The sequence below is a fragment of the Microbacterium sp. NPDC006705 genome, from assembly GCF_044903545.1.
In the GTDB taxonomy this organism is placed as follows: domain Bacteria; phylum Actinomycetota; class Actinomycetes; order Actinomycetales; family Microbacteriaceae; genus Microbacterium; species Microbacterium plantarum.
In genome coordinates this window covers 1-22,085 of record NZ_JBJDQQ010000003.1, presented here as the reverse complement: position 1 = coordinate 22,085, position 22,085 = coordinate 1, and the positions used below count along the sequence as shown (strand labels likewise).

At 66.7% G+C, this 22,085-nt stretch carries 15 protein-coding genes and 2 rRNA genes; 11 read left to right on the top strand and 6 right to left on the bottom strand.

Translation table 11 applies throughout. The features are described from left to right. Positions 1-48 precede the first annotated feature (48 nt). Complete coding sequence (locus tag ACI2K6_RS14005) at positions 49-1,407, top strand: ABC transporter substrate-binding protein (RefSeq protein ID WP_112617893.1); 1,359 nt, start codon at positions 49-51, stop codon at positions 1,405-1,407. Positions 1,408-1,629: 222 nt separating this feature from the next. On the opposite strand, the gene ACI2K6_RS14000 is transcribed toward ACI2K6_RS14005, so the two are convergent. The 5 genes from ACI2K6_RS14000 to ACI2K6_RS13980 form a co-directional block, all read right to left on the bottom strand. After that, complete coding sequence (locus ACI2K6_RS14000) at positions 1,630-2,610, bottom strand: hypothetical protein (protein WP_404568865.1); 981 nt, start codon at positions 2,608-2,610, stop codon at positions 1,630-1,632. A 114-nt stretch (positions 2,611-2,724) separates the two neighbouring features. After that, complete coding sequence (locus ACI2K6_RS13995; protein ID WP_091503903.1) at positions 2,725-3,447, bottom strand: ABC transporter ATP-binding protein; 723 nt, start codon at positions 3,445-3,447, stop codon at positions 2,725-2,727. Continuing rightward, the gene (locus ACI2K6_RS13990) at positions 3,444-4,481 is read right to left on the bottom strand and encodes an ABC transporter ATP-binding protein (RefSeq protein ID WP_114587620.1); all 1,038 of its coding nucleotides are present in this window, start codon (positions 4,479-4,481) and stop codon (positions 3,444-3,446) included. The genes ACI2K6_RS13995 and ACI2K6_RS13990 overlap by 4 nt, the downstream gene beginning before the upstream one ends. Next, entirely contained in the window at positions 4,471-5,451 is a 981-nt protein-coding gene (locus ACI2K6_RS13985; protein ID WP_269268837.1) for a branched-chain amino acid ABC transporter permease, read from the bottom strand. Before ACI2K6_RS13985 ends, ACI2K6_RS13990 begins: the two co-directional genes overlap by 11 nt. A 5-nt stretch (positions 5,452-5,456) precedes the next feature. Beyond that, the gene (locus tag ACI2K6_RS13980) at positions 5,457-6,731 is read right to left on the bottom strand and encodes a branched-chain amino acid ABC transporter permease (RefSeq protein WP_404568973.1); all 1,275 of its coding nucleotides are present in this window, start codon (positions 6,729-6,731) and stop codon (positions 5,457-5,459) included. A 251-nt stretch (positions 6,732-6,982) separates the two neighbouring features. Between ACI2K6_RS13980 and guaB the strand changes: the two genes are divergently transcribed. Together guaB and ACI2K6_RS13970 are read left to right on the top strand one after the other, a co-directional pair. Next, a complete protein-coding gene (guaB, locus tag ACI2K6_RS13975; RefSeq protein ID WP_094261156.1) occupies positions 6,983-8,488 on the top strand; it encodes an IMP dehydrogenase in 1,506 nt (501 codons plus the stop codon). Between the two features lie 195 nt (positions 8,489-8,683). Beyond that, complete coding sequence (locus ACI2K6_RS13970; protein ID WP_274179349.1) at positions 8,684-9,547, top strand: endonuclease domain-containing protein; 864 nt, start codon at positions 8,684-8,686, stop codon at positions 9,545-9,547. Between the two features lie 122 nt (positions 9,548-9,669). On the opposite strand, the gene ACI2K6_RS13965 is transcribed toward ACI2K6_RS13970, so the two are convergent. Then, complete coding sequence (locus ACI2K6_RS13965; RefSeq protein ID WP_274179348.1) at positions 9,670-10,782, bottom strand: FAD-dependent oxidoreductase; 1,113 nt, start codon at positions 10,780-10,782, stop codon at positions 9,670-9,672. 104 nt (positions 10,783-10,886) lie between these two features. Between ACI2K6_RS13965 and ACI2K6_RS13960 the strand changes: the two genes are divergently transcribed. The 8 genes from ACI2K6_RS13960 to ACI2K6_RS13925 form a co-directional block, all read left to right on the top strand. Next, positions 10,887-12,575 (top strand): ABC-F family ATP-binding cassette domain-containing protein, encoded by a 1,689-nt coding sequence (locus ACI2K6_RS13960; RefSeq protein ID WP_274179347.1) that lies wholly within the window; start codon positions 10,887-10,889, stop codon positions 12,573-12,575. 57 nt (positions 12,576-12,632) lie between these two features. Then, positions 12,633-13,751: a GuaB3 family IMP dehydrogenase-related protein gene (locus tag ACI2K6_RS13955; RefSeq protein WP_112617902.1), complete on the top strand. Its 1,119-nt coding sequence runs from the start codon at positions 12,633-12,635 to the stop codon at positions 13,749-13,751. A gap of 1 nt (position 13,752) precedes the next feature. Beyond that, a complete protein-coding gene (locus ACI2K6_RS13950; RefSeq protein ID WP_274179346.1) occupies positions 13,753-14,634 on the top strand; it encodes an SURF1 family protein in 882 nt (293 codons plus the stop codon). 10 nt (positions 14,635-14,644) lie between these two features. Next, positions 14,645-15,166: a DUF3817 domain-containing protein gene (locus ACI2K6_RS13945; protein WP_112617903.1), complete on the top strand. Its 522-nt coding sequence runs from the start codon at positions 14,645-14,647 to the stop codon at positions 15,164-15,166. Continuing rightward, on the top strand, positions 15,163-16,743 hold the full coding sequence (guaA, locus tag ACI2K6_RS13940; RefSeq protein ID WP_112617904.1) for a glutamine-hydrolyzing GMP synthase: 1,581 nt from the start codon (positions 15,163-15,165) through the stop codon (positions 16,741-16,743). The genes ACI2K6_RS13945 and guaA overlap by 4 nt, the downstream gene beginning before the upstream one ends. Beyond that, a complete protein-coding gene (locus ACI2K6_RS13935; RefSeq protein WP_404568864.1) occupies positions 16,740-16,904 on the top strand; it encodes a hypothetical protein in 165 nt (54 codons plus the stop codon). The genes guaA and ACI2K6_RS13935 overlap by 4 nt, the downstream gene beginning before the upstream one ends. Before the next feature lie 449 nt (positions 16,905-17,353). Further along, a 16S ribosomal RNA gene (locus ACI2K6_RS13930) occupies positions 17,354-18,873 on the top strand. Between the two features lie 374 nt (positions 18,874-19,247). Then, positions 19,248-22,085, top strand: a 23S ribosomal RNA gene (locus tag ACI2K6_RS13925); the annotation flags it as partial.

Genomic DNA, 22,085 nt, shown 5'->3' with positions numbered 1-22,085 from the left:
CAACCTCGCGGGGCTTCGGTGCCGCGTTCCCACTCATCAAGGAGCACAATGGGCGTTCTCACCCGTTCCCGCACCGCGAAGGTCCTCGGCGGTATCGCCGTGATCGGCGCGAGTGCCCTCGTCCTCGCAGGCTGTGCCGGAGGCAGCGAACCGGCTGCATCGGGTGACGCCGAAGGGAACTCCTCGGCCGATTTCCCCATCGACTGCGAAGCGGCCGAGCCCGCGTCGTACACCCCCGAGTACACCTCGACCTCCACCGGTCCCGGCACCGACCTCACCTACACGATCGGCACGGCTCTGCCCGTGACCGGCAACCTCGCCTTCCTCGGCCCGCCCGAGATCTCGGCGACCGAGTTCGCCGCATCGGAGATCAACGCCGCGGGCAAGGGCATCACGATCGACCTCAAGCAGGGCGACTCGGGTGACACCGACAACAAGGCGTACGAGACGGAGATCCCGCGACTGCTGGGCGAAGGCGCCACGGCGATCATCGGCGCGGCGTCCTCGGGCACGTCGCTGCAGTTCATCGACCAGGTCATCGCCGCCAACGCCATCCAGTTCTCGCCGGCGAACACCTCGGCCGCCTTCACCGGCTACGAGGACAAGGGGCTCTACTGGCGCACCGCTCCCTCGGACGTCCTGCAGGGCGAGGTGCTCGGCAACCTGATCGGCGCCGACGGCAACGAGACGCTCGGCATGATCGTCCTCAACGACGCCTACGGCACCGGCCTCGCGTGCTTCACCAAGGCCGCCTTCGAGGCTGCCGGCGGCGAGGTCGTCGCGACCTCGCTCTATAACACCGGTGACACGAACTTCTCGGCCCAGGTCGAGGACGTGCTCGCAGCCGGCCCGGACGCGATCGCCCTGATCACGTTCGAAGAGGTCAAGACGATCATCCCCGAGCTGATCGGTGCCGAGGTGGCCCCCGAGCAGCTGTACCTCGTCGACGGGAACCTGGCGAACTTCGGCGACGACTTCGAAGCCGGCACCATGGCCGGCGCGAAGGGCACCTACCCCGCCGTCGACCCCGCGTCGATCGCAACCTTCCGCGACAACCTGCAGGCGTTCTGGACCGGTGCCGGCAACGCCGAGCTGCAGGACTTCACCTACGGGCCGGAGTCGTATGACGCCGTCGTGCTGCTGGCCCTCGCGGCGCTGCAGGCCGGATCGACGGCCGGCCCCGACGTCGCCGCGAACCTGCAGGCGGTCTCCGGCGGCTCGGGCGAAGGCACGAAGTGCACGACCTTCGCGGAGTGCGCCGACCTGATCATCGCCGGTGAGGCCGCGGACTACGACGGTGTCTCGGGCCCGATCACCTTCAACGAGGTGGGCGACCCGACGGAGGCATCCATCGGCGTCTTCGAGTACGGCGACGACAACAACTACGAGTTCGTCCGCGTCGGCTGATCCCCGCGCACGAGGGCCCCGGTCTCCTGGCCGGGGCCCTTCGTCGTGCGCGCCGTGGGGCGGGCTCGGGGTGTGGGTTGGCAGTTGGTGCCCGCTCCTGGCGCGTGTGTGGGCGCGAGCTGCCAGGTGAGCGCTGTGTGGGCTCGCGCTCGCGCGTGGGTTCGCAGTTGGTGCCCGCTCCTGGCGCGTGTGTGGGCGCGAGCTGCCAGGTGAAGCGCGGGGTCAGTTCGGGGGAGACCACCCGCGGCGCCGAAGGGCACCGCGCACGAGCGCCACCGCCGCGGAGCCGGTGGGGCGGATGTGCGCGGACGTGAGCCTCACCACCTCGAAGCCGAGAGCGACGTAGGCGGTGTGCTTCTCGATGTCGCGCGCCCACTGGCTCCGCGATGTGCGATGGTGGTCGCCCTCGACCTCGGCGATGACGCGGTACTCGGGCCAGACGGCATCCGCGATCCCCGCCAGCCGCCCCGAGCCATCGCGGATCTCCTGGTCGAGCAGCGGCTCGGGCAGCCCCGCCCCGACGACGGCGAGCCGGAAGTCGGTCTCCAGCGGAGACATCGCCCCCTCGCGGACCAGGCTCAACGCTTCGACGAGCTTCGCGGAACCGACGCGCCTCCCGAAGGCGACCGCCTCGGCGAGCTCATCCACCGTGCACAGCCGCGCCTCGGGGCGGCGCCGGCCACGATCGCCGCGCGGCACCCGCACGAGCGCGTCGCCGATCCGCACCAGCTCGCGGACGCCGGCGTCCCGCCCGAGCATTGCCCACGTCGACGCCGGTGACGACAGCCGCAGGCCCCCGAGAGTCCTCACCTCGACGTGCGTCGGCGCGAGCTGACGTCCGCGGATGCCGCGCCGCCGCGGCGCGCGTTCCGGCGCGACGACCCCGACCTCGAGCTCACCGGAGGGCAGAGCACCCGTTCCCCACAGCACCGCGGCTGTGCGCCCGCAGTAGAAGGCGTGTCCGCTCATGATCTGGGCATACGCCCGCGCGCGGTCGAGCACCCGCTGCCGCGCAGCGTGATCCTCGGCGAGCGGGCCGGTCGCCGCGGCCTCCCCGGCTCCCGCTCTCCGGCGCACCCCGCGGAACGGGATGTCGTGATCCAGGGCACGCAGACGCTTGAGCGATACGCCCGCGGCCGACGCATCGGCGCACGAGAACGCTTCGCCGAGGGCGTCAGGCAGAGGTTCCGGGAGTCGCGGCATCCCCCCGATTCTCCCGGTGTAGTCCGCCCCGCGGGGCTCAACGCCCACGCCTTGTGCGTCGCCCGCGCGCATCTCTCGCGGGGGAGGAATCGCCCCCAACCAGGCGAAGCGGGCTCAGGTCCCCAGCGTGCCGAGGTACAAGCCGATGACCTTGGGGTCGTTGAGCAGCTCACGGCCGGTGCCCGTGTAGGCGTCGCGGCCCTGGTCGAGGACGTAGCCTCGGTCGCAGATCTGCAGGCAGCGTCGGGCGTTCTGCTCGACCATGATCGTCGTCACGCCCGCCTTGTTGATCTCCGACACCCGCAGGAAAGCCTCGTCCTGGCGCGACGGCGACAGGCCCGCGGAGGGCTCGTCGAGCAGCAGCACGTAGGGATCCATCATCAGCGCGCGCCCCATCGCGACCATCTGGCGCTCGCCGCCCGACAGCGATCCGGCCCGCTGCTGCAGGCGCTTGGCGAGGTCGGGGAAGATGGATGTCACGAAGTCGGTGCGCTCCGCGACGACCTTCGGTCGCTGATACGCCCCCATCTGCAGGTTCTCCGCGATCGTCAGGCTCGGGAAGACGTTGTTCGTCTGCGGCACGAAGCCGACGCCCTTCGACACGAGCTTGTTGGCACGCAGCCCGGTGATCTCCTCGCCGTTCAGCTTCACCGAGCCGGAGCGCACCTTCACCTGCCCGAAGATGGCCTTGAGCATCGTGGACTTGCCGGCGCCGTTGGGGCCGATGATCCCGACGAGCTCGCCGGGAGCCGCGGTGAGGTTCGCGCCGTTGAGGATGTTCACCCCGGGCAGATAGCCAGCGTGCACATCCGACAGCTCGACGACGTTCTCGGTCACTTGCGGTCCCCATCCTTCTCGGCATCCACGGCGCCTGCCGCATCCGTCGTGCCCGCGGCATCCGTCGTCGGCGCCTCGTCGATCGCCTGGTCGAGCTCGTGAACCGTCTCGACGAGCTCTTCCGCCTCGGGCGGCAGTTCGCCGGCGTGCCGGCCCGTCACGACGCCGAGGTCGACGTCCTGGTGTGCGCCGAGGTAGGCGTCGATCACCGCGGGGTTCTGCATCACGGTGTCGGGCGGGCCCTCGGCGACCACGCGTCCTTCGGCCATCACGACGACCCAGTCGGCGATGTGACGCACCATGTGCATGTCGTGCTCGACGAACACGACGGTCATGCCGAGGTCCTTCAGGTCGAGGATGTGGTCGAGCAGCGACTGCGTCAACGCGGGGTTCACGCCGGCCATCGGCTCATCCAGCATGACGAGCACGGGGTCGCTCATGAGAGCGCGGGCCATCTCGAGGAGCTTGCGCTGTCCGCCCGAGAGCGACGCGGCGAAGTCCTTCTCCTTGGCGTCGAGCTTGAAGCGGGCGAGCAGGCCGCGCGCCTTCTCCTCGATCTCGGCCTCCTGCTTGCGCCAGAGGAAGGGCAGGATGCCGGCGAGGATCCCCTCGCCCTTCTGCTTCGGAGCGCCGAGCTTCATGTTCTCGAGCACCGTGAGCAGGCCGAGCGACTTCGTCAGCTGGAACGTGCGCACCTGACCCATGCGAGCGGCCTTGAAGGCGGGGATGCCGGCGAGGTTGGTCCCATCGAACGACCACGACCCCGCGTTGGGCTTGTCGAAGCCGGTCAGCAGGTTGAACAGGGTCGTCTTGCCGGCGCCGTTCGGGCCGATGAGGGCCGTGATCGCGCCGCGCGGGATCTCGAGGTGCTCGACGTCGACGGCGGTCAGGCCGCCGAAGACGCGCTTGACGCCGTCGGCGACGATGATCGGGTCGTTCTTCGCGACGCCGGGGCGGACCTCGCCGCTGCCATCGTCTTTGTGCAGGCCGGTCGCCTTGGGGCGCGGCGTCGGGGGTACGACATCAGCGGACAAAGGTCAGCTCCTTCTTGCTTCCGAGGATGCCCTGCGGGCGGAAGATCACCAGCAGCATGAGCGCGACGCCGACCAGCACGAACACGAGCATCTGGCTCTGCTCGGTGGTCAGGAACGGCAGCCAGCCGATGTTGACGAGGGCCGGCAGCAGGTTCGACAGGAACGCGCGCACCACCCAGAACAGCACGGCGCCGAGCACGGGGCCGAAGATGGTGGCCGCGCCGCCGAGCAGCAGCGCCGTCCAGACGTAGAACGTCTGCGAGGTGACGTAGACGTTCGGGTTGACGTTGGTGCCCATGGCGGTGACGATGCCGCCGGCCGCGATGATGACACCGCCGACGATGAGCGCCTGCATCTTGAAGGCGAAGACGTTCTTGCCGAGCGAGCGCACGGCGTCCTCGTCCTCGCGGATGCCGCGGATGACGCGCCCCCAGGGGCTGCTCATGAGCAGCCAGACGAGGGCGACGACGATCGCGATCGTGATCAATCCGACGATGATGACCCACCACTGGTCGGACTGGTACGTCCACGGCCCGAAGCCCCACCGTCCGGGCGGAAGCGGGTTGCTGGCGCGGAACCCGGCCTGGAAGCCCGAGAGGCCGTCGGCCGATCCCGTCTGGTTGCGGAACGCCGACGTGAGGAAGAGCAGGCGCAGCACCTCGGCGGCCGCGATCGTCACGATGGCGAGGTAATCGCCGCGCAGCCGCAGGGTCGGGATGCCCATCACGAGCGCGAAGACCACGGCGGCGATGAGACCGATGAGCGCCGCCACCGGCCAGGCGAGCCCGAAGGTGAGGATCGAGATCGCGAACCCGTAGGCGCCGATCGCCATGAAGCCCGCGACGCCCATGTTGAGCAGGCCCGCGAAGCCGAAGTGAACCGACAGGCCGATGGCGGCGAGGATGTACCCGAGGGTCGCCGGGGCGAGGATCTGCGCCGCGGTGTTGCTGAGGATCTGAAGGAAGTTCACGATGCCTATCCGATTCGCTCTCGGCGCCCGAGGAGACCCTGCGGGCGGAACAGCAGGATGACGATCAGCACGACCAGCGCGCCGACGTACTTGAGGTCGGAGGGGATCCACAGCGTCGAGACCTCGACGAGGAGCCCCACGATGATGGCGCCCACGAGCGCACCGAACGCGGTTCCGAGGCCGCCGAGCGTGACGGCGGCGAAGATGAGCAGCAGGATGCTGGTGCCCATGTCCCACTTGATGCCCGGACGGAAGTAGGCCCACAGCACACCCGACAGGCCGGCGAGCGCCGCGGCGACGACCCACACGACCCGGACCACCGCATCGACGTCGATGCCGCTGGCGGCGGCGAGCGAGGGGTTGTCCGACACGGCCCGCGTGGCGCGGCCGATGCGCGTGCGCATGAGCCACCACGCGAAGCCGGCGATGACCACGAGCGAGACGCCCATGCTGATCACGTCGGTGAGGGTGAGGCGGATGGGGCCGAGCCCGGGGATGACCGAGGTCGAGCCGCCGGGGAGCTGGGCCGTCCCGCCGCCGACGAACATCTGGAAGATGTAGCGCAGCGCGAGCGAGAGACCGATCGAGACGATCATGAGCTGCACGGTGCCGAGGCCGCGGCGTCGCAGCGGCCGCCAGAGGCCGGCATCCATCGTCAGGCCGAACAGCGCCGAGACGGCGACCGCCAACGGGATCGCGATCCAGATCGGCAGGCTGAACCCGGCCGAGAAGAGCAGCGCGGCGAGCGCTCCGAAGGTGACCATCTCGCCGTGCGCGAAGTTCGACAGGCCCGTCGTGCCGAACACGAGCGAGAGGCCGATCGCGGCGAGGGCCAGCATGAGGCCGAAGTTCAGGCCGTTGACGGCGCGGGAGAGCAGCTGGTCGACGAAGCTCGTCGTCTGCCGCTCGGCCGCCTCGAGCGTGAAGTTGCGCGTGATCGTGCTGGTCGCGCCGAACTCCACCTCGAGCGTCGACTCGAAGCCCTCCGGGACGGTCACCCCCGAGGGGAGGCTGTCCTCGACGAGTTCGACGGTGTACGCGACATCCTTCGTCGGAACGCCGATCGAGAAGCTGCCTCTCTTGTTCGTCTCGCCTTCGGCTTCGAAGTCGCCGCCGGTCACGACGATGGTGGCACCCTCGACGGGTTCACCACCGGTGCGGACGTTGCCCGCGATCGTGAAGGGCAACGACTCGACGTCGTCTCCTGCGGCCATGGCGGGGGAGGCGATGCCCAGGAACGCCACGACGGCCAGGAGGCCGGCGATCAACGTCGAGAACATGCGCCTCGGGCGACGAGCAGCGCGCGTCATCGAAGTGATCGCCACTGGCACCTCCTGAGATAAGTGGACGAACGCCGAGAGGTACCGGTTCTGCTGGTGGCTTCGGCGACACCTGAACGTATGCGCTGATTGTTGCTTGCGTGTTTCCGGTGCGCAACAACGAATGCGGTGTGTCGTTTCGCGGATCTCGGGCGAGGGAATGCCGCGCGGCGCCGGGCGCTTAGAATCGTTGAGACTTCCAAGGAGTGCGCATGAGCGACTACAACGACCCGTTCGGATTCGTCGGCCTCACCTACGACGATGTCCTGCTCCTGCCGGGGCACACCGACGTCATCCCGTCCGAGGCCGATACGTCGTCGCGCGTGACGCGGCGCATCACCGTGGCCACCCCGCTGCTGTCGGCCGCGATGGACACCGTCACCGAGGCGCGCCTCGCGATCGCGATCGCGCGTGAGGGCGGCATCGGCATCATCCACCGCAACCTCTCCATCGAGGAGCAGGCGGCGATGGTCGACCGGGTCAAGCGCAGCGAGTCGGGCATGATCACCGACCCGATCACGACGACCCCCGACGCGACGATCGAAGAGGTCGACGCGCTCTGCGGGCAGTACCGCATCTCGGGCCTGCCGGTCGTCGACGACGAGGGGCACCTGCTCGGCATCGTCACGAACCGCGACATGCGCTTCGTCTCGGGCTTCGAGCGGCAGACCACCAAGGTGCGCGACGTCATGACGAGCGAGAACCTCGTCACCGGTCGCGTCGGCATCGGGGCCAACGAGGTCATCGCACTCTTCGCCCACCACCGCGTCGAGAAGCTCCCCCTCCTCGACGAGGAGGGCAAGCTCGCCGGTCTCATCACGATCAAGGACTTCGACAAGAGCGAGAAGTACCCCCTCGCGACGAAGGACGACCAGGGGCGCCTGCGCGTCGGCGCGGCCATCGGCTTCTTCGGCGACGCGTGGCAGCGGGCCGAGGCTCTCCGCGACGCCGGCGTCGACGTGATCGTCGTCGACACCGCGAACGGGCAGTCCGCGGGCGTCATCGACATGGTCAAGCGCCTGAAGGCGGATGCATCCTTCGAGCACATCGACGTCATCGGCGGCAACGTCGCGACCCGCGAGGGTGCGCAGGCGCTCATCGACGCGGGTGTGGATGCCGTCAAGGTCGGCGTCGGTCCGGGCTCGATCTGCACCACGCGCGTCGTCGCGGGTGTCGGCGTGCCCCAGGTCACCGCGATCTACGAAGCGTCGCTGGCCGCGCGCGAAGCCGGCATCCCGATCATCGCCGACGGCGGTCTGCAGTACTCGGGTGACATCGCCAAGGCCCTCGTCGCCGGCGCCGACTCGGTCATGCTCGGGTCGCTGCTCGCCGGAACCGACGAGTCGCCGGGCGAGATCGTCTTCCAGGGCGGCAAGCAGTTCAAGCAGTACCGCGGCATGGGGTCGCTCGGCGCGCTGCAGACCCGCGGCAAGAAGACCTCGTACTCGAAGGACCGGTACTTCCAGGCCGACGTCCCGAGCGACGACAAGCTCATCCCCGAGGGCATCGAGGGTCAGGTCGCCTACCGCGGCCCCGTGTCGGCCGTGGCCTACCAGCTCATCGGCGGCCTGCGTCAGTCGATGTTCTACGTGGGCGCGCGCACCGTCGAAGAGCTGAAGGCTCGCGGCAAGTTCGTGCGCATCACCTCGGCCGGGCTCAAGGAGTCGCACCCCCACGACGTCCAGATCGTGGTGGAGGCCCCGAACTACAAGCGCTGATCCGCGCGCGCCCGCGCGCGAAGCTCGGAGATTCTGACGAAGGTCGGATCGATCGCTCCAGATCGTCCGACCTTCGTCGCATTCTCCGAAGCGCGACCGGTATGGGTCCTCCTCCCCAGGGCGAGAGGGCTGAGGGGTTTCCCCAGAACCGGGGAGGGATGCCGCGGGGCCGCGGCGCCGCACAAGGATGACGGGATGCCTCGCCGTTCCACAGCATCCGATGTCACCCGGTGGGTCGAGGGCGCCGGTGGCATCGCGCACCGCAGTGAGGTGCTCGCCGCGGGGTTCTCCGTGCGGTTGATCCGCGACGCGGTCGCTTCGGGCGGCTTGCGGATGGTTCGCCGCGCCTGGTGCGTTTCTGCAGGGGTACCGGGAGACCTCCGTGCGGCGGCATCCGCCGGCGGAAGACTGACCTGCGTCTCGCTCGCGCGGCGGCGCGGGTGGTGGCTGCCCGACGATATCTCGTCGAAGCATCACGTGCACCTCTTGCCGCACGCGTCGTCCACGGGGATCGACGCCGACATCATGGTGCATTGGACCCGCCCGCTCTGCCCGGTGGCGCGGACTGATCTGCAAGCCGGCATCGAGGATGCGCTTGGCCACATCGCCCAGTGCCTGCCGCGGGAGGACGCGCTCGTGGTGTGGGAATCGGCCGCCCGCACCGAGGCCCTCGCGCCCGAGACCCTCCGGGCTGTGCCGTGGCCGGCGGTCGCGGCGCGCGATCTCGCCGGCGCGGTCACGGGGCTGTCTGACTCCGGCCTCGAAACCTTGGTCTTCGCGCCGCTGCGTGCACGCGGGATCTCTGTCGTGCAGCAGGCGAAGGTCGCCGGTCGATTCGTCGACGGCCTCATTGGCGAGGCGCTGGTCGTTCAGGTCGACGGATTCGCGTTCCACGCCTCGAGTGCGCAGCGCACCGCAGACGTCGCCCACGACACCGAGCTGCGGCTGCGCGGCTACACGGTGCTGCGCTTCACCTACCGGCAGGCCGTGCATGAGCGGGCCGCCGTCCAGCGCACCCTCCAGCGTGCCCTCGCCCAACGGCTCCACCTGCGGCAGTAAGTGGGCTTGCGCAGGGACCGCCCGTGAACTTCGGACAGTTTCGTCGGTATCGGAGCGATCGAGCCGATCGGTCCGAGTTTCGCGTCATTCTCCGAACTTCGCGCAGCCCGCCGGACCCGGACTCACCCCGCCGGCAGCCGGAAGGGCGCGGCTGCGCGCGCCGTCGCATCCAGCGCGAGGTCGGCCAGAGTGGCGCCGACACCGGGCGCGAACTTGAAGCCGTGGCCCGAGAATCCCGCGCCCACCACCACCGAGCCGACGCGATCCAGCACGAAGGCGCTGTCGTCGGTCGAGGTGTAGGTGCACGACAGGTGCACGGCGGATTCGGGGTCGAGCCCCGGCATCCATTCCCGCACGTACTCGACGAGCGTCTCGTGGTGCGTCACCCGGTGCGGGCGCGCATCGGGATCGACGACGTCCCCGACGCGGTGGAACCCGACCTTGACCCCTTCGTCCGGCGTCGGCATCCCGTACACCGGCGCCGGGTAGCGCGCGGGGTCGAGCCGATGGTTGAACGAGGGCCAGGGACCGGTCGTCGAAGCGAAATGCGCCGGGGTCTCCTCCGTGACCGTGAGGCGGGGCAAGCGGATGCCGGGCAGCAGGCCCTCGGTCCAAGCGCCGACCGTCGCGACGACGACATCCGCGTCGACCTCGCCGCCGCTCGCCAGCCGCACCCGCGCGCCGCGCTCGCCGAGATCCTCGATGCCGGCGACAGGCGCGCCCCAGCGCACTTCGCCGCCGCCGCCCTGCACGCGGCGCTCCAGCTCGAGCATCGCCGCCGACGCCCGCGCCACGCCGGCGTCCGACGAGTACAGGACGTCGGTCTCGAATCGCATCCCCGGCCACCGCGCGCCCGCCTCCACAGCAGACAGCATCTCCGCGGGGATGCCGCGCGCGCCGAGGCTCCGCGCGATCGTCTCAAGCCCGTCGCCGTCGTCGGCGCCGCCGCCGAGGTCGCTGCCGACGCCGTGCGTCACCAGCCCGTGCCGTCGCAGCAGCGGCTCCCCGTCGACCTCGCCGAGAGCGTCCCACCCGTCGCGGGCCCGCTGCAGCAGATCGAGGTAGTGCGCGTCGGCGTAGGCGTTGTTGAAGTTGCGGGTCGCGCCGTGCGACGCGCCGTGGGTGTGCCCCCGCCCGAAGCGCTCGAGGACGAGGGGGCGCTCACCCCGGCGGACGAGGGCCCACGCGGTGGCGAGGCCCATGATGCCCGCGCCGACGATCACGATGCGTGTCATGCCGCCAGCATCCCACTCGCCGCGGTCCGGGCGCGCGCACGAGCGCGCCCCGGCGTGCGATAGCCTGGTCGGCTCCGCAGTGGAGCGGAAAGGCCCGGTCCACGATGGGATCGCTCGACATACAGGGTGTCTCGTACACCCTCCCCGACGGCAGGCCGCTGCTCGACGAGGTCACGTTCCGCGTCGGCGCGGGTTCGACGACCGCGCTGATCGGGCAGAACGGCGCGGGAAAGACGACGCTGCTGCGCATCATCCGAGGGGATGCCGCGGCCCACGGCGGTGTCGTCCAGATCGACGGCGGCCTCGGGGTCATGGACCAGTTCGTGGGGCACGGCGGCGCCGGTGAGACCGTCCACGACCTGCTGATCTCGGTCGCGCCCGATCGTGTCCGTCGTGCGGCCCGTGAGCTGGACGACGCCGAGAACGCCGTCATCGCGTCCGACGAGCTCGACACCCAGATGCGCTACGCCGCCGCGATCGCCGACTACGCCGACGCGGGCGGCTACGAGTACGAGACGGTGTGGGACACCTGCACGACGGCGGCCCTCGGTGTGCCGTTCGAGCGGGCGCGCTACCGCGAGCTGACGACGCTCTCGGGCGGCGAGCAGAAGCGGCTCGCTCTCGAGGCACTGCTCCGCGGGCCCGACGAGGTGCTGCTCCTCGACGAGCCCGACAACTATCTCGACGTCCCGGGCAAGCGCTGGCTCGAGGACCGCCTGCGCGAGACGGCGAAGACGGTTCTGCTCGTTTCGCACGACCGCGAGCTGCTCGCCCGTGCCGCCGACCGCATCGTCACTCTCGAGGCCGGGGGAGCGGGCAGCACCGCCTGGGTCCACGGCGGGAGCTTCGAGACCTATCACCGCGCCCGCGACGACCGGATGGCCCGGCTCGACGAGCTGCGCCGCCGGTGGGACGAGGAGCACGCGAAGCTGAAGAGATTCGTCGCCGATATGAAGGCGAAGGCCGCGGCCAGCGACGAGTTCGCGTCGCGATACCGCGCGGCGCAGACGCGGCTGCGCCGGTTCGAGGAGGCCGGGCCGCCCGAGGAGCGGCCGGCCGAGCAGAACCTCGAGCTGCGCCTGCGCGGCTCGCGCACCGGCAAGCGCGCGGTCGTCGCCGACGGGCTGGAACTCGTCGGCCTCATGCGGCCGTTCGACCTGGAGGTCTGGTTCGGCGACCGTGTCGCGGTGCTGGGCTCCAACGGCTCGGGCAAGTCGCACTTCCTGCGTCTCCTCGCCGCGGGCGGCACGGAGCCCGACGCCCTGCTCGGACACGTCACCGCCGTCGGCTCCGCCCTCGAGCCGGTCGAGCACGCGGGGACCGTGACGCTCGGCGCGCGGGTCGTCCCGGGCTGGTTCGCCCAGACCCACCGGCATCCGGAGTTCACCGGCCGCACGCTGCTCGAGATCCTGCATCGGGGCGACGATCGCCGAGCCGGGATGCCGCGGGATGCCGCGAGCTCGGCGCTCGACCGCTATGGGCTCGTCCGCCAGGCGGAGCAGAGCTTCGACAGCCTGTCGGGTGGTCAGCAGGCGCGGTTCCAGGTGCTGCTGCTCGAGCTGTCGGGTGCGACGCTGCTGCTGCTCGACGAGCCCACCGACAACCTCGACCTCACGTCGGCCGAGGCGCTCGAGCTCGCGCTCACCGCTTTCGAGGGCACGGTGCTCGCGGTGACCCACGACCGTTGGTTCGCTCGTTCGTTCGACCGCTTCGTCGTCTTCGGCGGCGACGGACGCGTCTACGAGTCGAATGAGCCCGTCTGGGACGAGCAGCGGGTCGCGCGCGCCCGTTGAGCGGACGGCCGGTCCGGCGGTCGTGTCCGGACCGGCCGGTAGGCTGGAGGAGTGACCATGGAGATCGAGCTCGGCCGCGCCAAGCGCGCCCGTCGGGCCTACGCGTTCGACGACATCGCTGTGGTGCCCTCGCGGCGCACCCGCAACACCGAGGACGTGTCGACCGCGTGGTCGATCGACGCCTTCCAGTTCTCGATCCCGGTGCTCGGCGCCCCGATGGACTCGGTCATGAGCCCTCGGACGGCCATCATGCTCGGTCAGCTCGGCGGACTCGGCGTGCTCGATCTCGAAGGGCTCTGGACGCGGTACGACGACCCCGAGCCGCTGCTCGCCGAGATCGCGGGGCTGCCCGACGCGTCGGCGACCCGACGCATGCAAGAGCTCTACGCCGAGCCGATCAAGCCCGAGCTCGTGCGCGACCGTCTGGCCGAGATCCGCGCGGCCGGCGTCACCGTCGCCGGCTCGCTGACCCCGCAGCGCACGCAAGAGCTGTACGAGACCGTCGTCGCCGCCGGCGTCGACCTGTTCGTCATCCGCGGCACCACGGTGTCGGCCGAGCACGTCTCGAGCGTCGACGAGCCGCTGAACCTCAAGAAGTTCATCTACGACCTCGACGTCCCGGTGATCGTCGGCGGCGCCGCGACCTACACCGCGGCCCTGCACCTCATGCGCACCGGTGCCGCGGGCGTGCTCGTGGGCTTCGGCGGCGGTGCCGCCTCGACCACGCGCGCGACGCTGGGCCTCCACGCTCCCATGGCCACGGCGGTCGCCGATGTCGCCGGGGCCCGCCGTGACTACCTCGACGAGTCGGGCGGACGGTACGTCCACGTCATCGCCGACGGCGGCGTCGGCACGTCCGGCGACATCGTGAAGGCGCTCGCCATGGGCGCCGACGCGGTCATGCTCGGCGTCGCCCTGGCGCGCGCGACGGATGCCCCCGGCCAGGGGTTCCACTGGGGACCCGAGGCCCACCACGCTCAGCTCCCGCGCGGCCGCCGCGTCGCCGTCGAGCAGGTCGGCTCGCTCGAAGAGGTGCTCTACGGCCCGGCACCGGTGGCCGACGGCACCGCGAACCTCATCGGCGCGCTGAAGAAGTCGATGGCGACGACCGGCTACTCCGATCTGAAGGAGTTCCAGCGCGTGGAGGTCGTGGTGGCGCCGTACAGCGTGCGGTGACATGAGCTCGACCGACTCGGTTCCGCCACAGGCGTCGACGGCGGCCTTCGCGCCGACGTTGCGCGAGGTCATGCTGCGCCCGTGGTGGCTGGGCATGCTCGCGTTCGCCCTGCTCGTGGCGGCGGTCTTCGCGTGGCTCGGCCAATGGCAGCTCTCGCGCGCCGTCGACACGTCGCCCCCGCCGCCGGGTCAGACCGAGCAGGTGCGCCCGCTCGCCGACGTCGCCGAACCCGGGGAGTATCTCCCCGAGCCCCTCGTCGGTCAGCGGGTAGAGGTGAGCGGCTCGTTCGTCGCCGACGACTTCGACGTCGTGTCGTCGCGATTCGACCGAGGCGAAGAGGGGTACTGGGTCACGGGGCAGTTGCGGGTCGATCCCGAGTCCGCGCGATCGTCGGAGCCGACCTCGCTCGCCGTCGCGGTGGGATGGACCTCGGATCGGACCGAGGCGGATGCCGTTGCGGCAGCCCTCGACGCCGATCCGCCGCAGGATGTCGTGCTCACGGGGCGAATCATCTCCGACGAGGGGCCTGCTCTGCCCGGACGCGGAGCCGGTCCGCAGGAGATGACGCGGATGTCGCCGGCGGCTCTCCTCAGCCGCTGGCACGACACCGCCGGGCTCGACGTCTACCGCGGCTACCTCACCTCCGCGGAATCCTTCGGGGGACTCACCGCGATCCACTCGCCGGCACCCGAAGAGCGGTCGAACGTCAACTGGCTCAACATCTTCTACGCCGTGGAGTGGGCGGTCTTCGCGGGCTTCGCGTTCTACATGTGGTACCGCCTCGCCAAGGACGCGTGGGAGAAGGAGCTCGAGGACCTCGAGGACGAGCACGAGGGCGCCGACGTCCCCGCAGCGGGAAGCGCGCCGTCGGGCCGCGACTAGACTGGACGCCATGCCTCGCGCCCCGAAACTCGCCACGTTCCCGGCGATCCGGAACGCTCTGCGCTTCTACCAGATCTGTTCGGTGATCACGGGTGTCGGCCTGCTGCTCCTGCTCGCGGAGATGATCCTGAAGTACACCCCGATCCACACCGAGCTCTTCGCCGGCGGCTCGGGTGGGTTGCTCTGGTTCGCGCCGGTGATCGCGGGCGCCGACTGCGAGTGGTGGTCGCTGTTCCTGCCGCAGACGAACTCGTGCGAGATGCTCTCGACGGGCGACGGGTTCAACATCTCGCTCGCGATCCTCGTGGTGCACGGTTGGTTCTACGTCGTGTACCTGTTCTCGTGCTTCCGCGTGTGGAGTCTCATGCGCTGGTCGTTCCCCCGCTTCATCCTGCTCGCGCTCGGCGGCGTCGTGCCCGCCCTGTCGTTCTTCATGGAGGCCCGCGTCGCACGCGAGGTGAGGACGTACCTCGCCGAGCGCGAAGCCGCTGAGGCAGCCGCATCCATCCCCGCCACGGAAGGCACCCGATGACCACACAGACCGAAACGTCGCAGCGTCCTGTCCTCGTCGTCGACTTCGGCGCGCAGTACGCCCAGCTCATCGCCCGCCGCGTGCGTGAGGCGGGGGTGTACAGCGAGCTCGTCCCGCACACCGCGACGGCCGAGGAGATCGCAGCGAAGGAGCCGGTGGGCATCATCCTCTCCGGTGGCCCCTCATCGGTGTACGAGCCCGGTGCCCCGGCTCTCGATCCGGGCGTGTTCGATCTCGGCGTCCCGACGCTCGGCATCTGCTACGGCTTCCAGGTGATGGCCCAGACGCTCGGCGGCGAGGTCGCCAACACCGGACTCCGCGAGTACGGCGCGACCGACGCGACCATCGTGACGGAGGGCACGCTGCTCGAGGGGCAGCCCCCCGAGCAGAACGTGTGGATGAGCCACGGCGACCAGGTCTCGCGTGCGCCGGAGGGCTTCGAGGTGCTCGCCCGGACTGCGGCGACCCCGGTGGCAGCGTTCGCCAACGACGTGCGCAAGTTCTACGGCGTGCAGTGGCACCCCGAGGTGAAGCACTCCGACCACGGCCAGAACGTGCTCGAGAACTTCCTGCACAAGGCCGCGGGACTCCCGGCGGACTGGAACAGCGGCAACGTCATCGCCGAGCAGGTCGAGCGCATCCGCCAGCAGGTGGGCTCGGGCCGGGTGATCTCGGCGCTGTCGGGCGGTGTCGACTCAGCGGTGTCGACCGCGCTCGTGCACAAGGCGGTCGGCGACAAGCTGACCGCGATCTTCGTCGACCACGGGCTGCTCCGGAAGGGTGAGCGGGAACAGGTCGAGAACGACTACGTCGCGTCGACGGGAGTCCGGCTCATCACGGTCGATGCGCGCGAGCGTTTCCTCGAGGCCCTCGCCGGCGTCAGCGATCCGGAGCAGAAGCGCAAGATCATCGGCCGCGAGTTCATCCGCGCGTTCGAACAGGCCGAACGCGACCTGATGGCCGAGGCGGCCGCCGACGGGGAGCCGATCCGCTTCCTCGTGCAGGGGACGCTGTACCCGGATGTCGTGGAGTCTGGCGGCGGTGCCGGCACGGCGAACATCAAGAGTCACCACAACGTCGGCGGATTGCCCGAAGACCTGCAGTTCGAGCTGATCGAGCCGCTGCGAACCCTGTTCAAGGACGAGGTCCGTGCCATCGGGCGCGAGCTGGGTCTGCCGGAGGCCATCGTCGGGCGCCAGCCGTTTCCGGGGCCCGGCCTCGGAATCCGCATCGTGGGCGAGGTCACCGCTGATCGTCTCGAGATCCTGCGTGACGCCGACGCCATCGCGCGCGCCGAGCTGACGAAGGCGGGGCTCGATGCCGAGATCTGGCAGTGCCCCGTCGTGCTGCTCGCCGATGTCCGATCGGTGGGCGTCCAGGGGGATGGCCGCACCTACGGTCACCCGATCGTCCTCCGTCCCGTCTCGAGCGAGGACGCCATGACCGCCGACTGGACGCGGCTGCCCTACGACGTGCTGTCGAAGATCTCGAACCGCATCACGAACGAGGTCCGCGAGGTCAACCGCGTGGTGCTCGACGTCACGTCGAAGCCCCCGGGGACGATCGAGTGGGAGTGAGCGCGCGAGCGACGCTCCACAGCGAGACGGCGGATGCCGCGGCCGAACAAGCCGCGGCATCCGCCGTTTTCCGCGTCATGGCGCGGATCCAGGGCCTGCCGAGGCCGCGCGACACGCCCGGGATGTCACGCCGCTTTGCCACGATGCCGGGAGCCGCGTAACTTATTACTTGTTCGCCCCACAGGGAAGAGCGAGAAGGCCGGAAGGCCTACGCTCCCTCAAGCGGAGAACGAATCCCATCCCAAACCTCTTGCGAGAACAAGGCGCTTGCGTCTAGGATGGAACTTCCACCCCGAACAGCAGTCCTCGACTGGCGCGGAACCTCGTTCCGACGGCAGATCGAAGCGCGTCGTCGGTGGGGTATGGTTGTGAAGTTGCCCTCTGGGCTGGCTGTGAGGTCAGTTGGGGGAGCGTCCGATCCTTGAGAACTCAACAGCGTGCACTTGTCAAATGCCAAATAACCTCGACTCCACTTCGGTGGGGTGAGATTCCTTTGGATCAAAGACCTTCCCTTCGGGGGAGGCAACGGATAGTCAGCAATGATTTATCTCTTTGGTCAGCATCAAACTCGCTGCTCCAGTCTTTTTCCGGCTGGTCGCAGCAAATTTTCTTTACGGAGAGTTTGATCCTGGCTCAGGATGAACGCTGGCGGCGTGCTTAACACATGCAAGTCGAACGGTGAAGCAGAGCTTGCTCTGTGGATCAGTGGCGAACGGGTGAGTAACACGTGAGCAATCTGCCCCTGACTCTGGGATAAGCGCTGGAAACGGCGTCTAATACCGGATACGAGCTGCGACCGCATGGTCAGTAGCTGGAAAGAATTTCGGTCAGGGATGAGCTCGCGGCCTATCAGCTTGTTGGTGAGGTAATGGCTCACCAAGGCGTCGACGGGTAGCCGGCCTGAGAGGGTGACCGGCCACACTGGGACTGAGACACGGCCCAGACTCCTACGGGAGGCAGCAGTGGGGAATATTGCACAATGGGCGAAAGCCTGATGCAGCAACGCCGCGTGAGGGATGACGGCCTTCGGGTTGTAAACCTCTTTTAGCAGGGAAGAAGCGAAAGTGACGGTACCTGCAGAAAAAGCGCCGGCTAACTACGTGCCAGCAGCCGCGGTAATACGTAGGGCGCAAGCGTTATCCGGAATTATTGGGCGTAAAGAGCTCGTAGGCGGTCTGTCGCGTCTGCTGTGAAAACCCGAGGCTCAACCTCGGGCCTGCAGTGGGTACGGGCAGACTAGAGTGCGGTAGGGGAGATTGGAATTCCTGGTGTAGCGGTGGAATGCGCAGATATCAGGAGGAACACCGATGGCGAAGGCAGATCTCTGGGCCGTAACTGACGCTGAGGAGCGAAAGGGTGGGGAGCAAACAGGCTTAGATACCCTGGTAGTCCACCCCGTAAACGTTGGGAACTAGTTGTGGGGTCCATTCCACGGATTCCGTGACGCAGCTAACGCATTAAGTTCCCCGCCTGGGGAGTACGGCCGCAAGGCTAAAACTCAAAGGAATTGACGGGGACCCGCACAAGCGGCGGAGCATGCGGATTAATTCGATGCAACGCGAAGAACCTTACCAAGGCTTGACATATAGAGGAAACGTCTGGAAACAGTCGCCCCGCAAGGTCTCTATACAGGTGGTGCATGGTTGTCGTCAGCTCGTGTCGTGAGATGTTGGGTTAAGTCCCGCAACGAGCGCAACCCTCGTTCTATGTTGCCAGCACGTAATGGTGGGAACTCATGGGATACTGCCGGGGTCAACTCGGAGGAAGGTGGGGATGACGTCAAATCATCATGCCCCTTATGTCTTGGGCTTCACGCATGCTACAATGGCCGGTACAAAGGGCTGCAATACCGTGAGGTGGAGCGAATCCCAAAAAGCCGGTCCCAGTTCGGATTGAGGTCTGCAACTCGACCTCATGAAGTCGGAGTCGCTAGTAATCGCAGATCAGCAACGCTGCGGTGAATACGTTCCCGGGTCTTGTACACACCGCCCGTCAAGTCATGAAAGTCGGTAACACCTGAAGCCGGTGGCCCAACCCTTGTGGAGGGAGCCGTCGAAGGTGGGATCGGTAATTAGGACTAAGTCGTAACAAGGTAGCCGTACCGGAAGGTGCGGCTGGATCACCTCCTTTCTAAGGAGCATCTGACTCTTCGGAGTCCAGAACCCAGTTCGAAGGCACATGTTCTTCGCTGGGAGCTCATGGGTGGAACATTTGACATGGTGCGAAGGATGAGGTTCTTCTCTAGTACGCCGCTTGCGGTGGGAACGGGGAGGGTTTCGGGTGTCGCACCTGCACGCTGTTGGGTCCTGAGGGACCGGATGAGAGTCCGCAACCTCTGGGCCTTTTCTTCATGCTGCTTGGGTGGCATGTGGGGAGGGTACCGCCCGTACTTTGAGAACTACACAGTGGACGCGAGCATCTTCGATGCGACACCTTCGGGTGTTGTGTCGTGAAGATGATCTTAAAGATCATTAGTCAATTTTTTGACGATTCAACTCATGTGATTTCAAGTCTTTAAGAGCAAACGGTGGATGCCTTGGCATCTGGAGCCGAAGAAGGACGTAGCAATCTGCGATAAGCCTCGGGGAGTGGATAAGCACACTGTGATCCGAGGGTGTCCGAATGGGGAAACCCCGCTGGGCGGCGTGCCGACCTAGTGACTCCCGCCTGAATATATAGGGCGGGTAGAGGGAACGTGGGGAAGTGAAACATCTCAGTACCCACAGGAAGAGAAAGCAACAGCGATTCCGTTAGTAGTGGCGAGCGAAACCGGATCAGGCTAAACCTTGCGTGTGTGATAGCCGGCAGGCGTTGCACGTTGGGGGTTGTGGGACTTTTCTGATCATTCTGCCGAGTGGTCGACGTTACAAGAAGGTATAGACGAACAGGTTTGAATGCCTGGTCATAGAGGGTGCGAACCCCGTAGTCGAAATGCTTCTCTTGGCGTGAAGAGTATCCCAAGTAGCACGGGGCCCGAGAAATCCCGTGTGAATCTGTCAGGACCACCTGATAAGCCTAAATACTCCCAGATGACCGATAGCGGACAAGTACCGTGAGGGAAAGGTGAAAAGTACCCCGGGAGGGGAGTGAAATAGTACCTGAAACCGTTTGCTTACAAACCGTTGGAGCCTCCTTAGTAGGGGTGACAGCGTGCCTTTTGAAGAATGAGCCTGCGAGTTAGCGATACGTGGCGAGGTTAACCCGTGTGGGGTAGCCGTAGCGAAAGCGAGTCTGAATAGGGCGATTCAGTCGCGTGTCCTAGACCCGAAGCGAAGTGATCTATCCATGGCCAGGTTGAAGCGACGGTAAGACGTCGTGGAGGACCGAACCCACTTAGGTTGAAAACTGAGGGGATGAGCTGTGGATAGGGGTGAAAGGCCAATCAAACTTCGTGATAGCTGGTTCTCTCCGAAATGCATTTAGGTGCAGCGTTGCGTGTTTCTTGCCGGAGGTAGAGCTACTGGATGGCCGATGGGCCCTACAAGGTTACTGACGTCAGCCAAACTCCGAATGCCGGTAAGTGAGAGCGCAGCAGTGAGACTGTGGGGGATAAGCTTCATAGTCGAGAGGGAAACAACCCAGACCACCAACTAAGGTCCCAAAGCGCGTGCTAAGTGGGAAAGGATGTGGAGTTGCTCTGACAACCAGGAGGTTGGCTTAGAAGCAGCCACCCTTGAAAGAGTGCGTAATAGCTCACTGGTCAAGTGATTCCGCGCCGACAATGTAACGGGGCTCAAGCACGCCACCGAAGTTGTGGCATTGACATTATTGGTAGGCCTTCGTGGTCCAGCCGTGTTGATGGGTAGGAGAGCGTCGTGTGCCGGGTGAAGCGGCGGGGTGACCCAGCCGTGGACGGCACACGAGTGAGAATGCAGGCATGAGTAGCGAAAGACGTGTGAGAAACACGTCCTCCGAAAGACCAAGGGTTCCAGGGTCAAGCTAATCTTCCCTGGGTAAGTCGGGACCTAAGGCGAGGCCGACAGGCGTAGTCGATGGACAACGGGTTGATATTCCCGTACCGGCGAAGAACCGCCCAAGCTAATCCAGTGGTGCTAAGAGTCCTAACCCGGGCTTAGTTGATCCCTTCGGGGTGAGACGGTCCGGTCTAACGCTCGACCCCATGCTGGTGCGGCTAGCGTATTAACAGGTGTGACGCAGGAAGGTAGCCCAACCCGGGCGATGGTTGTCCCGGGGCAAGTGCGTAGGCCGAGTCATAGGCAAATCCGTGACTCATCAAGGCTGAGACACGATGCGGATAAAAAGTGGGTGATCCTATGCTGCCGAGAAAAGCATCGACGCGAGGTTCTAGCTGCCCGTACCCCAAACCGACTCAGGTGGTCAGGTAGAGAATACCAAGGAGATCGAGAGAATCGTGGTTAAGGAACTCGGCAAAATGCCCCCGTAACTTCGGGAGAAGGGGGGCCTTCCACTTATTAGGATTTACTCCGAAAGGGTGTGGAGGCCGCAGAGACTAGTGGGTAGCGACTGTTTACTAAAAACACAGGTCCGTGCCAAGTCGCAAGACGATGTATACGGACTGACGCCTGCCCGGTGCTGGAAGGTTAAGAGGACCGGTTAGCCGCAAGGCGAAGCTGAGAATTTAAGCCCCAGTAAACGGCGGTGGTAACTATAACCATCCTAAGGTAGCGAAATTCCTTGTCGGGTAAGTTCCGACCTGCACGAATGGCGTAACGACTTCCCAACTGTCTCAACCGCGAACTCGGCGAAATTGCACTACGAGTAAAGATGCTCGTTACGCGCAGCAGGACGGAAAGACCCCGTGACCTTTACTACAGCTTGGTATTGGTGTTCGGTGTGGCTTGTGTAGGATAGGTGGGAGACTTTGAAGCGGTGACGCCAGTTACCGTGGAGTCATTGTTGAAATACCACTCTGGTCACTCTGGATATCTAACTTCGAACCGTAATCCGGTTCAGGGACAGTGCCTGGTGGGTAGTTTAACTGGGGCGGTTGCCTCCCAAAAAGTAACGGAGGCGCCCAAAGGTTCCCTCAACCTGGTTGGCAATCAGGTGGCGAGTGTAAGTGCACAAGGGAGCTTGACTGTGAGACTGACAGGTCGAGCAGGGACGAAAGTCGGGACTAGTGATCCGGCAGTGGCTTGTGGAAGCGCTGTCGCTCAACGGATAAAAGGTACCTCGGGGATAACAGGCTGATCTTGCCCAAGAGTCCATATCGACGGCATGGTTTGGCACCTCGATGTCGGCTCGTCGCATCCTGGGGCTGGAGTAGGTCCCAAGGGTTGGGCTGTTCGCCCATTAAAGCGGTACGCGAGCTGGGTTTAGAACGTCGTGAGACAGTTCGGTCCCTATCCGCTGCGCGCGTA